This is a genomic window from Mediterraneibacter sp. 210702-DFI.5.30, from assembly GCF_020560115.1.
GTDB lineage: Bacteria > Bacillota > Clostridia > Lachnospirales > Lachnospiraceae > Mediterraneibacter > Mediterraneibacter faecis.
Map to the genome: position 1 here is coordinate 265,934 of NZ_JAJCME010000003.1, position 13,739 is coordinate 279,672.

Genomic DNA, 13,739 nt, shown 5'->3' on the forward strand with positions numbered 1-13,739 from the left:
AATAATTCAGGATAAGTTATTTTCATCAAACACTCCGGTAAAACTCCAGTTCTCCCCCTGATCTTCTGATGTGAATACAATCCCTTCTGTCTCGCCACTCTGCGTCATCACATGAATCGTGTAATTCTCTCCATCCTTCTGTGGCATTTCCAGATACTGATAATCATCAGGCGTGAAGCCATATTCCTGCATATGCGGCGGATATTCTGTCACAGTATCCATCGGAAGTTCTATCTCCTTCAGTGTCTTTCCACCGTCTTTTGTAACATAAATAGATGAATGTGTCTGCGATGCCCCACTTAGACCGATGAAGCCAAACTGTTCATCGAAAAATTGTATCCCTTCTCCTGCTCCGCCATTTCCGTCGAATGGATCTTCATTTACTGTTGTCCAGTTATATCCACCATCTGACGTAGTTTCCAGTTTGTAATAACGTGTTCCAAGAGCCGCATCAACAACTGAAAGTTTCCAGCCTTTCTGTTCGTTTAAGAAGAATCGGACAACACCACTTCCGTCCGTATCAACTGTCCAGGTATTATTCTCTTTCCCCTGTTCTTTTGCCTGCGAATCTTTCTCCGCCTGCTCATTCTGGCTGATCGTATCAGGACTGATATATTCCGGTTCCATCATGTAACGTACCGGAGTCACAGATTCATCCTGCGGAAGATACAGGGATACTTCATATCCAAGTGCTTCCCCACCGCTATCCAAGGCTGTAAAATCAGTCATGCCGCTGACTTCTCCGTCACCATCCACATCTCCCGGAAGATAAACAAGACCTTCCGAAGAGGCGAAGGAGCGTTTTCCATAATACAGAATCTCATATTCCGGCGGATTATCTGTAAATGCGTAATTCAGATTCCATTGTGTCACCTGCATCTTACAATCTGATTTTTCCAGAATGGTAAACATAGGATCTAATTTCTTGTCATCATCATAATCTGCATTTGCATAACCTGCGATCTGCACAACAATCTTATCACTTTTATCGATATCATAATCAATCAGATAGGTCTTGTCTTTTCCCTTTTCATTCTGTCCGTAGAGATAGGCCGACACGCGGGTTATCGTTCCGCCTTTATCAAAGGACATCTCAAAACTATCTGTGATATATAACTCGTCCGGAAGTTTCAATTTCTTATTGATATCTTTTATCAGCCCTTCTGCGCCATCACGAAAGAAATTGTTATGTTCATACTCTATTTTCTTTGTCTTAAACAGGCTGTCTACCTTCCAGGACAATGCGCCATTATAAGGAATCGCAGTATATACGATATAAGAAATACATCCAACCGTAACTACAAGTAGAATCAAAAGTTCTGTACCAAACACTGTTTTCCTGAGTGTGCCTTTCATTTTTAAAGGATTTTCCTTTTCTGCAATCAGGCAGCCGATCCAGATACAAAGACTGAGTACCAGAAGGATACCTAAAGCCAAAAATGCAAACTTCAGCTGTCTGATGCTTCCGTACTTGCAAAGTACACAGGTCACGAGCAAAAACAAAATGTAATAGAGAATACTAAGCTTGCCAAATATAAATTTCAGTTTTTTCATTCAATCACATCCTAATAATACTTCCAGGTCTACTATTTCTAAGTATTCTACTCAAAAAAATTTTATATCGTTCATTTATTTTTACACTTTTTCTTGACCAAAATGTAAAAATTTCATGATCTTTTCTATATTCTCCTTTGTCCAGGCGGTAATCTCGAGCACTGCATCCGGTATCTCCTGGTCTCCGGAATCCGGATTATGCATCCAGATACATGGCATCTTAGCAGCCTTAGCAGCCTTTCCTCCATTCGTTGAATCTTCGATTACAATACACTCATCTACCGGTACGCCCAGCTGCTTCGCTGCAAAGAGAAATGTATCCGGTGCCGGCTTTGGATTCTTCACTTCATCTCCACTTGTCACGACATCGAAATATTTCATCAGATCCAGCGTTTCCAGTGTCTCTGTGATTACAGGTTTTGGAGAAGAAGAGGCCACGGCCAGGCGATACCCCGCATCTTTCAGACAGCAAAGCATCTGCCCTACTCCCGGCATCTCAGGGAATCCGTCTCGCGCAATAATTTCATCTTTCTTCTCTTTCATAATCTGATTCATAACTTCAAGACTTTCAAATGTGATTCCGTAATTTTCTTTGATCAGATTCATGAAATGGAATCTTGTAGATCCAATGCATGGTTTATATACATCGTAATCTAAGTCAATTCCATATCGTTCTTTAAAAATCTCTACCCAACATTGATAATGAAGCGGTTCTGTATTGATCAAAACCCCATCCATATCAAAAATCACTGCTTTTATCATTCTTATATCCCAACTTTCTATAAAAGATCAATGTTAATGTGGTCGCTACGATCCAACCAAATGGCCATGCCATCCAGATTCCGGTACTTCCAAAGCTTTTTGTCAAAACCAACGCAAATCCGATTCTCAAAATAAGATCCGGAACTGTTGCAACTACAAAATAGACCATCGCTCCGGAACCTCGGATAATTCCATCTGTCATCAGCTTAATTACAATCATAAAATACCACGGCGATACTATTTTCAGAAATGCCATTCCTGCGCTGATCGCCTCTACACTCTCTGCACCTAAGAATAGCCCCATCATCTGACGACTGAAAATGAAATACAGAATAACAAACGGTAATGCCGTAAGCTCTGACAATTTCACTCCGGTACGGAATCCCAATGGAATTCGTTCTTTCTTTCCCGCGCCGATATTCTGTGCCGTATAACTGGATAGACAGGAACCAAGTGTCATAAAGATATTAATGGCAAATGTATTCAGCTTGATCGCTCCCGAATATCCCGCAACAACTGCTGAACCGAATTGATTTACAATTCCCTGCACAAAAAGATTTCCTACACTCAATACGCTCTGCTGAAGAATGCTTGGAATTGCAATCGCCATGATCTGTGCAAATAATTTCTTATCAAACCACGGCTGCTTTTCTTTCCCGGCAAATTTCTGCAATCTTCCGAGAAGTGTTACTAATGCAAGCACGGCTGACACACCTTGTGCGATAAATGTTGCCCAGGCAACACCGCTCACACCCCACTGGAATTTTGCTACGAAGATGTAATCAAGAATAATATTTCCAGCTGAGGAACCAAGCAGAAAATATAACGGTGTCTTAGAATCCCCAAGTGCTGTAAATACTCCGGTACACACATTATAAAGCATCAGGAAGATAATTCCGAAAATGTAAATTTTCAAATATAAAACTCCATCTGCCATAATATTCTGTGGTGTGCGGATCCATCTCATCATCTGATGATTAAAAAAATACCCGAATAATGTCAGCATGATTCCCAGCACCATAGAACTAAGAAATGCTGTTGTAACCGCACGCTTCACACCGCCCCGGTCTTCCGCTCCGAACAGTCTTGATACGACTACGGAGGCCCCCAGATTCATTCCCACGGCAAATGCCATGAAAATAATTGTGATCGGATAAGATGCGCCGACTGCTGCCAACGCATTTTCTCCTGCAAATCTTCCCGCAATCATACTGTCTGCGATGTTGTAAATCTGCTGGAACATCACACTGAACAACATTGGCAGAAGGAACCGCCATAATGTCTTATTCGGATGTTCTTTCGTTAAATCTGTAACCATCTTTTTGCCTCTCTCATTACAAACTCTACAATCCAATAATTCTATAAATTTCTTTCATATCCAGACTGGCACGAACGATATCTGCAAGTTTATCATACTGTTCTTCCTTATAAGCCTTCCAATCTACTGCCTGTACTGTCTCTGGATCATATCCTTTTTCTTTTAATAAAGCTGACAAGAAACCACCTGACATTTCCGGAGAATCAAAAATTCCGTGCACATAACAGCCATAGACATTTTCCTTCTGTGAACCATCCGGATGTCCTTGTTGTAGCGTATCAGAATCATTTTCTATTGTTACAAGCCCGGATGCGTGCTCATCAAGAATCGTCTCTCCCATATGGATCTCGTATCCTTCGAAAGGAAGTCCTTTCATCTCTTTCAGGATTCCTTTCATCTCGCCAAATGTTCCATGTACTCTGGTTCTATGTTTCTCTGGGCGGAACACAGTCTTTGTATCCAAAAGTCCCATTCCCTGTATAGTTCCTCCGTACTCTTCTCCTGTTGGATCTGAGATTTCCATTCCAAGCATCTGGTATCCGCCACAGATTCCAAAGACCGGTTTGTTCTGTGCGCTGTGTTTCAGGACTCTTGCTTCCAGTCCGTTCTGACGCATCCACAAAAGATCGCTGATCGTATTCTTTGTTCCCGGAAGGATCACCGCATCCGGATTTCCAAACTCAGCCGGAGATGAAACATATCTTACGCTCACCTCTTCCAATGCTTCTAAAGGTGCTAAGTCAGTAAAATTAGAGATCCTTGGGAATCGGATCACTGCCAGATCAATCAGTCCCGGCTTCTCTTTTTTCTGAAATCGTTCCGTCAGACTGTCTTCCTCATCCAGATCTAAATAAAAATACGGAACTACTCCCATTACAGGGATATCTGTCTTTTCTTCCAACATTCGAAGCCCCGGTTCCAGAATGGATACATCTCCACGGAATTTATTAATGATCGTTCCTTTGATCCGCGCTTTTTCATCCTCTTCAAGAAGCATTACAGTTCCGGCGATCTGGGCAAACACTCCACCTCTATCGATGTCTCCGACAAGAAGCACCGGTGCATCTGCAAGCTTTGCCATTCCCATATTTACAATATCATCTTTTTTCAGGTTAATCTCTGCCGGACTTCCGGCACCTTCAATTACAATGATATCATACTTTTTTTCTAACTTATGATATGCATCCATAATTGCCGGAATATATTCCTTCTTATGGCGGTAATACTCTCTTGCAGCCATCACTCCGATTGGTTTTCCATTGATGATCACCTGAGATCCTGTATCGTTCGTCGGCTTAAGTAAAATTGGATTCATTATTGCTTCCGGTTCAATCCCTGCAGCTTCTGCCTGCATCACCTGAGCTCTTCCCATCTCCAGTCCTTCTTTTGTGATAAAAGAATTGAGTGCCATATTTTGGGATTTGAAAGGTGCAACTTTGTATCCATCCTGTTTCAGGACACGGCAAAGACCTGCTGCCAGTGCGCTCTTTCCGACATTCGACATCGTTCCCTGTATCATAATTGATTTCGCCATATTTTTCGCCTCCTTCACTGCTTTGACAGGATTGTTTCAAATGCCCGTAAAAGAACATCATTTTCCTCTTTTGTCCGCACCGCAATCCGATACCAGCCTTTGCTCAATCCTCTGTAGTTCCCACAATCTCGAATCAAAATCCCCTGTTCTAACAGTTGATCAAACAATGGGATTTCACTATATAATAAGAAGAAATTTGCCTTTGTTGGAATAAATCTAATCCCAAACTCACGCATTTTCTTTTCCATGCGCATTTTTTCTTCCACGATTTTGTTTCGTATTTTCTGAACTCTCTGTTCTTCTCTTTCTGTCAGCGCTTCTATCCCTGCTGCCTGCGCCGGAACCGACACACTCCACGGCTGACGGATCTGCTGCATGCTCTCTCGCAACTTTGCATCTGATGTCATCGCATATCCAAGTCTTAATCCCGGGATTCCATACATCTTTGTAAATGCCTGTACGAGAAAAAGGCTCGGATGATCTGTCACCTTTTTCACCATGGTATATTTCTGCGTTTCTTCCAGAAATTCGATAAAACACTCGTCTAAAACAAGACGAATCTTCTTTTCTTCACATCGCGTAAGAATCTGTTTCATCAGCTCTGGTTCGATCACCTGGCCTGACGGATTCGATGGGGAGCATAAAAATACAAGATCAATATCCTCTGTCAGTTCTTCCAAAAAGCTTTCTGTCAATGCAAAGTTATTCTCTCTTTTCAACTCATGATAAATGATTTCGCAGTCTACCGTCCGAAGTGCCTGTTCATATTCTGCGAAAGCCGGAATCGGAAGCAATGCTTTCTTTGGTTTTTCTGCAAGAACGACAGAAAAGAACAGCTCCGCTGCTCCATTTCCTAAAAGGAAATATTCTTCCGGCAGACTTTTTTTCTCTGCCAGTCTCTTTCTGAGCCGTCTGCATTGACTGTCCGGATAAAGACTCACTTCATCCATCGATCTTTTTGCCGCTTCAAGAACTTCTTCTGACGGACCGTAAGGATTTACATTAACTGAAAAATCCAGCACATCTCCATATGTATAAATGTCTCCTCCGTGTACATATTCCATGAATCTTACTCCTACTTCTTTATGTGTTTCGTTTTTAACCTTAAAGTACTGCCTCCAGCTCCTCGCGATTCTCTTCCATCCATTTGATTGGCTTTGGATGTTTAATCTCCGGATCCAGAAGCTTTTCCATCCAGACCATATTATACCAGCGGTCAAATTTGTATCCGCAATGATAGAATTCTCCTACCATGCGGTATCCAAGATGTGCATGGAACTGTGCGCTGTTCTTTGTCAGATATTCATCTTCAACTTCCGGATATCCAATGCATGCATATAGATTGCAAATGTTCTGAGCGTACAGTACTTTCTCCAGTGCCTCATACAGCTTTTTACCTACTCCGGTTTTCTGCCGGTCTTTTCTTATATAAATTGTTGTTTCCACTGCCCAGTCATATGCTGCACGACCTTTAAATGCCCCCGCACAGCTATATCCAAGAATCTCGCCATTCTGTTCTGCGACCAAATACGGGTACTTTTTCATCGTCTGACGCATTCGATCTTTGAATTCTTCCAGTGACGGAACTTCATATTCAAATGTAATCACTGTATCCGTTACATACGGTGTATAGAGCGCCAGAAGTTCTTCTGCATCTTCCATTTTTGCAAATCGAATCAATAAATCCATAACAATAAACCTCCAAAGACAACCATCATCAGTATCGTTGTCATATACATTAATTTCCCGGCACGAAGAATATCCTCCGGTTCAATCTTACGGATTGCATCGCCGATATAATCCTTTTTATAGACTTTCCCGAAATAAACCGCATCCCCGGCTAACTGTACATCAAGCGCTCCGGCGCATACCGCCTCTGACTGGGCGGAATTCGGACTTGCATGTTTTCTCTTATCACGCAGATAAATCTTCCACGCATTCTCTCCATCCATCCCCGTCAAAAATGCTGCAACAATCATAAACCACGCAGTCAACCTCGCCGGAATGTAATTAAACACATCATCCATCTTTGCCGGTATCCTTCCGAAATACAGATATTTTTCATTTTTGTATCCAAGCATAGAATCCATCGTATTCACTGCCTTGTATAAGAATCCAAGCGGTGCGCCGCCAATCAAAAGAAATAATAACGGAGCCGTCACGCCGTCGGAAGTATTCTCCGCCACAGTCTCTACCGCTGCTTTCGTCACACCTTCTGCTGTAAGGTTCTCTGTGTCTCTTCCGACAATCATGGATACAGCTCTTCTTGCACCAGGCAAGTCGTCTTCTTTTAATTTCTGATAAACCTTCCTACTTTCTCCTACAAGACACCGCGCCGCAAATATCTGGTAACACCAGAAGGTTTCCAAAAGAAACCGTACTGCCGGATGAACCTTTCCTGCAGCAAATAAGAGTACCGCCGGTACAAGAAAGGATAACGAAACTGTCAGAATCCATAAAATCCCTCCTGCCAGAACTTCTCTTTTATTTTTCTTCCTTTGTTCTGATGCAGGAATCCGACTGCACAACAACTTCCGCAATCCTTTTTCCAACACACTGATCAGGTTTCCGATCACGCGTATCGGATGGTACATCCAGACCGGATCTCCGAAAATGCAGTCTAACAAAAATCCTATGATACATGCCAGGATTATCATCTTCCCATTCATTCTATCGCGCCTCCCAGTTTTTGAATTTCATAAAATCTGTGAACGCCGGACTTCCACTCTTCTTCGTCAACAAGCATTCTATATCCTCCGCCATTTTCCACCTGCCAGTGATAAAAATCTTTTTGGTCTTCTGCCAATTGTTCCAGCACAGCCATAATCGTTCCTCCATGAACGACAAAAGCTGCACCTTCTACATTTTCTTTGCATAATCTATCCACCTGACAGAGCATACCTCTCACACAACGTGAACGGAATTCCTTCTGTTCCTCCCCTTCCGGAAATGCAATCGTTCCACCGGAATCCAACCATGCCTGATATTCTTCTCTATCTTTCAGTTCTTCATATGTCTTACCTTCAAAAATACCAAAATCACATTCCTTTAACAATACTTCCTGCGTGATCTGGTTCTTCGGATAAATCAACTCTGCCGTTTGAATACATCTCTTCATTGGGCTGACAATCACTTGCTGTACCTTTGGATAGCTATCTATTTTATATTTCTGTTTAAAGTTCAGTACTTCCTGTTCTGACAGTTCTTCATCTGTACTTCCAATATATTGTCTCTTTTCATTGCCCGGTGTCTTCAGATGCCGGATCAAAATAAGCTCCATAAATCACTCCAAAAAAATCTATTTTATTTCATTTTCATTTCTATAATAAAGCATCTATCATAAAACATTTATATGCAATAACATTTCTAGAATAATGCAAGCACTGCCAGCATAAACAGCTCACACAACTGCAGGAAGTATCCGGCAAGATCACCTGTAATTCCACCAAACTGTTTTCTGCTAAACTGATAATAGTAAAAGAAAACAGCAAGTCCGACAACTGCTGCTGCCGCTCCGCATACTCCTGCTGTCAGATAGAATCCGACTCCTGCTGCCACTAGCCATAGGATCAATACGATCCTTACATTTCTCTTCTGTGCACCATCCTGAAAAGTCCGAAGCAGCCCACTGTTCTTCGCTGCCTGAAATGTCACAACAGAAATTCCACTCAATGAACGTGAAAACACGAACACGAGTGCTGTTGCAAATAAACGTTCTGTTCGCATTTCACTAAAAATCCCCGCACACAAAAGGAAGTAACAACAAAGACTGATGATCGCAAATGCTCCCGTATGAGGATCCTTCAGAATCTCCAGTTTCTTCTCCCGGTCTCCATAAGAACTTTTTGCGTCCATTGTATCTGCGAATCCATCCAGATGAATTCCTCCTGTTATAAAAACCGGAATCAAAGTCAGTACAACTGCATGAAAGAAAGTTCCTTCTCCCTTCCATACTGTGATCAGGTTCCCGGCAACTATTTCCAATACTCCAATTATAACTCCGACCAATGGGAAAAAGCACATCGCATATCTCATATTTTTTTCATTCCAGTCAACCCGCGGCATCGGAATCTTAGAATACATAGCGATTGCAATGATCATTGCGTTCAATAACCACATTTTTCTTACTCCTCATCTTCACTTAAGTTCTTCATACTGCTCTACTTTAATCTCTTCAAAAGTACTCATCTTCCGATAAACATTCACACCCATCTCAAGAAGTGGAATTGCTGCAACTGCACCACTACCTTCTCCAAGAGACATCTTCGCATCAATCAGATATGGAAGTTTCAGCTCTTCTAAGACCATTCGCCCCGCCGGCTCTCCGGAGCAATGTGATGCCAGGATATAATCCGCCGTCTCAGGAACCATACGCACTGCGCACAATGCCGCTGCAGAAGAGATGAACCCATCGATCAGAACCGGAATATGATAGATCGCACCTCCGAGAAATGCACCTGCCATTCCGGCAATATCAAGCCCTCCGACTTTGGACAAGACATCTAAAATATCTTCCTTGTCCGGCTGATGCTTTTCAATTGCTCTCTCAATTGCACGAATCTTTCTATTCAGCCCTTCTGAACTAAGGCCTGCGCCTCTCCCTGTCACATTTTCTACACTTTCATCAAGCAGAACGGACACAACAGCACTGCTGGTCGTTGTATTTCCAATCCCCATCTCACCGGTTGCGATCAGATCATACCCTTGTTCTGCCAGCTCTTTGACCTTTCGTATGCCAATAAGAACGGCTTGTGCAGCCTGTTCTCTTGACATTGCAGGTTCCATCGCCATATTCTTTGTTCCGTACATCACTTTGTCTTCCGGATCTGTCACCGACGGAACATCTGTCACCATTCCGATATCGATTGGAAATAAGTCCACTCCGGCGGTCTCTGCCATAATACATACGCTCGTCGCACATTTTGTAAAATTATCCGCAACGATTGCTGTCACTTCCTGTCCGGTCTGGGTCACTCCCTCTGAAACAACTCCATTATCCGCACAAAAGATCAGTAATCCTTTCTTTTTAATCTCAAAATCTGCTTCTCTTCGGATTCCTGCCATCCGGATCACGGCATCTTCCAGTTTTCCTAAGCTGAACAGTGGTTTTGCAACTGTTTTCCATCGTCTTTTTGCCTGTTCTTCATAGGATTTCTCCACCGGTTTTATCATTTTGAATTTTTCAATCAATAATCTTTCATTTTCTTTCATCGACATCTTTTCATTTTTTGTCGTTTTTCTTTCATCATCTACCATTGTTATGTCTGCTTTTCTTATTATTTTCTTCTGATCTATAGTTTGTCTTTCTAACTTCACAAGCCAGTTTTTTTCGCATTTTCTGGCATCATTCTCCTATTTTATCATAATTTTTTTCATTCTGATATATAAAAAAGCAACGGAATCTGTCATATTTTCCTTGTAATTTTTCATTTTTTGACATTTTTCTTTTTTCTTCTTGCATTTTTAATATGAAATCTTTCATTTTTCCCAGTTCTTTGTTAAAAAATTTACGGGATTTTTATTGATTTTCTTCACATAATATGTATAATTAAAAAAGGATATGAAAAGCTTGCATGAGCAGCATTTTATTCTATCATTAGAAAGAAAGAGGTATATGTAAGATGGCAAAAATTGATTTAAGTAAGTATGGCATTACTGGAACAACAGAAGTCGTATACAACCCTTCCTACGAATTATTATTCGAAGAAGAGACAAAACCGGAACTTGAAGGTTTTGAAAAAGGACAGGAAAGTGAACTCGGTGCTGTCAATGTTATGACAGGTGTTTACACAGGACGTTCTCCTAAAGATAAATTCATCGTTATGGATGAGAACTCCAAAGATACAGTTTGGTGGACATCTGATGAATACAAGAACGACAACCACCCAGCTACAGAAGAAGCTTGGGCAGCTGTTAAAGATATCGCAATCAAAGAGCTCTCTAACAAGAGACTTTTCGTTGTAGATGCATTCTGCGGTGCTAACAAAGATACTCGTATGGCAATCCGTTTTATCGTTGAAGTAGCTTGGCAGGCACATTTCGTAACAAATATGTTCATTCAGCCAACAGAGGAAGAACTTGAGAACTTCGAGCCAGATTTCGTTGTTTACAATGCTTCCAAAGCTAAAGTTGAGAACTACAAAGAGCTCGGACTTAACTCTGAGACAGCTGTACTTTTCAACATCACAAGCAAAGAGCAGGTTATCGTTAACACATGGTACGGCGGAGAGATGAAGAAAGGTATGTTCTCTATGATGAACTACTTCCTTCCACTTAAGGGAATTGCTTCCATGCACTGCTCAGCTAACACAGACCTCAACGGAGAGAACACAGCAATCTTCTTCGGTCTTTCAGGAACAGGTAAGACAACACTTTCCACAGATCCTAAGAGACTCCTCATCGGTGATGACGAGCACGGTTGGGATGACAACGGAGTATTCAACTTCGAGGGCGGATGCTACGCTAAGGTTATCAACCTTGACAAAGAGTCTGAGCCAGACATCTACAACGCAATCGTTCGTGACGCTCTTCTTGAGAACGTTACACTTGATGAGAACGGAAAGATCGACTTTGCCGACAAGAGCGTAACAGAGAACACTCGTGTATCTTACCCGATCAACCACATTAAGAACATCGTTCGTCCAGTATCTTCTGCACCGGCAGCTAAGAATGTAATCTTCCTGTCTGCAGACGCTTTCGGAGTACTTCCTCCGGTATCTATCCTGACAGAGGATCAGACACAGTACTACTTCCTGTCTGGATTTACAGCAAAACTTGCTGGTACAGAGCGTGGAATTACAGAGCCTACACCAACATTCTCAGCTTGCTTCGGACAGGCATTCCTTGAACTGCATCCTACAAAATATGCAGAGGAACTTGTTAAGAAGATGGAAGTTAGCGGAGCTAAGGCTTACCTTGTTAACACAGGATGGAACGGAACAGGAAAACGTATCTCCATTAAAGATACTCGTGGAATCATCGACGCTATCCTTAACGGAGCAATCAACAAAGCTCCTACAAAGACAATCCCATACTTCAACTTCGAAGTACCTACAGAGCTTGAGGGTGTTGACACAGGAATCCTTGATCCTCGTGACACATACGCTGACGCTGCTGAGTGGGATGTTAAGGCAAAAGACCTTGCTCAGAGATTCATCAAGAACTTCGTTAAATACGAAGGAAATGAAGCTGGTAAAGCACTTGTTGCTGCAGGTCCTCAGCTGTAAGATTGTTCTTGTATTCCAAAATTCTGGGATTGATAGAATAAATATATAAAAAAGCTGTGAAAGATGAAATTGCTTATCTTTCACAGCTTTTTTATATATTAGGAAAGTCCTTTCCTAATATATAAAAAACGCTCCGCTCAGGATGCGCACTGCGGCGTACAAGGTAGGTGTCGCAAGCAACCGCCGCAGGCGCAAGAATGTACCAAGGCACATTCTTTGTTCTTGTTGACTTCTTTTTCTAAAAGTGATATCATAATGATATCAAATAAATTTCATTTTATTTCCAGAGGAGGAATCACTATGAATGAAAAAATATTATCAAATAAGAAAAACGGAATGGGAATGCTTCTGCTCTTTTGTCTGCTCTATCTGATCGCAATAGCAGGATGTATTCTGTCTGCAATTGCACTGGAACATGAATTCTCAGCTCCACCGGTTATCGCTGGACTGGTTATCAGTATTATCTGGCTATGTATTGGATGGATTCCATTCCTTGGACTGAAAGTGTTGAAACCGCAGGAGGCCCTGGTTCTTACACTTTTCGGAAATTATATCGGTACACTGAAAGAAGCCGGATTCTATTTTGTTAATCCATTCTGTACCAGTGTAAACCCTGCTTCCAAGACAAAGTTGAGTCAGAGTGGAGATGTTGATAACAATTCCAAGAAGGGAGCAAATCTTTCCAGTCTCCTGGGTGTTTCTACAACAGGAACCACTGAAGAGTCTTCAAGCAAAAAGATTTCTCTCAAGGTTATGACACTGAACAACTCCCGACAGAAGATCAATGACTGTCTCGGAAATCCGATTGAGATTGGTATTGCCGTAACATGGCGTGTTGTAGATACTGCGAAAGCTGTCTTTAATGTTGATAATTACAAAGAATATCTCTCACTTCAGTGTGATGGTGCTCTTCGTAATATTGTCCGCATCTATCCATATGACACTGCTCCTGATGTCGATACAACCGGTGACGGAAAGGCTGATGAGGGAAGTCTCCGTGGCTCCAGTGAGATTGTTGCAGCGCGAATCCGTGAAGAGATCCAGACGAAAGTGACAGACGCAGGGCTTGAGATCATCGAAGCAAGAATCACATATCTTGCTTATGCACCGGAAATCGCTGCTGTCATGCTCCAGCGTCAGCAGGCTTCCGCTATCATCGATGCAAGAAAGATGATTGTAGACGGAGCAGTCGGCATGGTTGAAATGGCTTTGGATCAATTAAGTGAAAAAGAAGTGGTAGAACTGGATGAAGAACGTAAGGCTGCTATGGTATCCAATTTGCTCGTAGTTCTGTGTGGAAACCATGACACACAGCCAATCATTAATTCCGGAAGTCTGTACTAGA

At 42.0% G+C, this 13,739-nt stretch carries 12 protein-coding genes; 2 read left to right on the forward strand and 10 right to left on the reverse strand.

Annotation, left to right across the window (positions count from 1 at the left end):
* Positions 1-6 precede the first annotated feature (6 nt).
* The 10 genes from LI126_RS04905 to cobT all read right to left on the reverse strand — a co-directional run bounded on the left by LI126_RS04905 (position 7) and on the right by cobT (position 10,424).
* Positions 7-1,554 (reverse strand): WD40/YVTN/BNR-like repeat-containing protein, encoded by a 1,548-nt coding sequence (locus tag LI126_RS04905; RefSeq protein WP_227164952.1) that lies wholly within the window; start codon positions 1,552-1,554, stop codon positions 7-9.
* An 81-nt stretch (positions 1,555-1,635) separates the two neighbouring features.
* Complete coding sequence (locus tag LI126_RS04910; RefSeq protein WP_227164953.1) at positions 1,636-2,316, reverse strand: HAD family hydrolase; 681 nt, start codon at positions 2,314-2,316, stop codon at positions 1,636-1,638.
* Entirely contained in the window at positions 2,294-3,634 is a 1,341-nt protein-coding gene (locus LI126_RS04915) for an MATE family efflux transporter (protein ID WP_155203340.1), read from the reverse strand. Before LI126_RS04915 ends, LI126_RS04910 begins: the two co-directional genes overlap by 23 nt.
* A gap of 25 nt (positions 3,635-3,659) precedes the next feature.
* Positions 3,660-5,168, reverse strand: coding sequence for a cobyric acid synthase (locus tag LI126_RS04920; RefSeq protein ID WP_227164954.1), 1,509 nt, complete (start codon positions 5,166-5,168; stop codon positions 3,660-3,662).
* A gap of 14 nt (positions 5,169-5,182) precedes the next feature.
* Positions 5,183-6,232: a pyridoxal phosphate-dependent aminotransferase gene (locus tag LI126_RS04925; protein WP_195937415.1), complete on the reverse strand. Its 1,050-nt coding sequence runs from the start codon at positions 6,230-6,232 to the stop codon at positions 5,183-5,185.
* Positions 6,233-6,272: 40 nt separating this feature from the next.
* Positions 6,273-6,857, reverse strand: coding sequence for a GNAT family N-acetyltransferase (locus LI126_RS04930; protein ID WP_226870788.1), 585 nt, complete (start codon positions 6,855-6,857; stop codon positions 6,273-6,275).
* Positions 6,845-7,837, reverse strand: coding sequence for an adenosylcobinamide-phosphate synthase CbiB (cbiB, locus tag LI126_RS04935; protein WP_227164955.1), 993 nt, complete (start codon positions 7,835-7,837; stop codon positions 6,845-6,847). The genes LI126_RS04930 and cbiB overlap by 13 nt, the downstream gene beginning before the upstream one ends.
* Positions 7,834-8,448 (reverse strand): histidine phosphatase family protein, encoded by a 615-nt coding sequence (locus LI126_RS04940; protein WP_227164956.1) that lies wholly within the window; start codon positions 8,446-8,448, stop codon positions 7,834-7,836. The genes cbiB and LI126_RS04940 overlap by 4 nt, the downstream gene beginning before the upstream one ends.
* Before the next feature lie 86 nt (positions 8,449-8,534).
* Positions 8,535-9,287 carry an adenosylcobinamide-GDP ribazoletransferase gene (gene cobS, locus LI126_RS04945; protein ID WP_227164957.1) on the reverse strand — a complete coding sequence of 251 codons (753 nt, stop codon included), beginning with the start codon at positions 9,285-9,287 and terminating at the stop codon, positions 8,535-8,537.
* A gap of 18 nt (positions 9,288-9,305) precedes the next feature.
* On the reverse strand, positions 9,306-10,424 hold the full coding sequence (cobT, locus tag LI126_RS04950; protein WP_227164958.1) for a nicotinate-nucleotide--dimethylbenzimidazole phosphoribosyltransferase: 1,119 nt from the start codon (positions 10,422-10,424) through the stop codon (positions 9,306-9,308).
* Between the two features lie 365 nt (positions 10,425-10,789).
* Here cobT and pckA point away from each other — a divergent pair, with 365 nt between their 5' ends.
* Both pckA and LI126_RS04960 read left to right on the forward strand, forming a co-directional pair.
* The gene (pckA, locus tag LI126_RS04955; RefSeq protein ID WP_055156784.1) at positions 10,790-12,394 is read left to right on the forward strand and encodes a phosphoenolpyruvate carboxykinase (ATP); all 1,605 of its coding nucleotides are present in this window, start codon (positions 10,790-10,792) and stop codon (positions 12,392-12,394) included.
* A 300-nt stretch (positions 12,395-12,694) separates the two neighbouring features.
* On the forward strand, positions 12,695-13,738 hold the full coding sequence (locus LI126_RS04960) for an SPFH domain-containing protein (protein ID WP_155203354.1): 1,044 nt from the start codon (positions 12,695-12,697) through the stop codon (positions 13,736-13,738).
* Position 13,739: the final 1 nt, after the last annotated feature.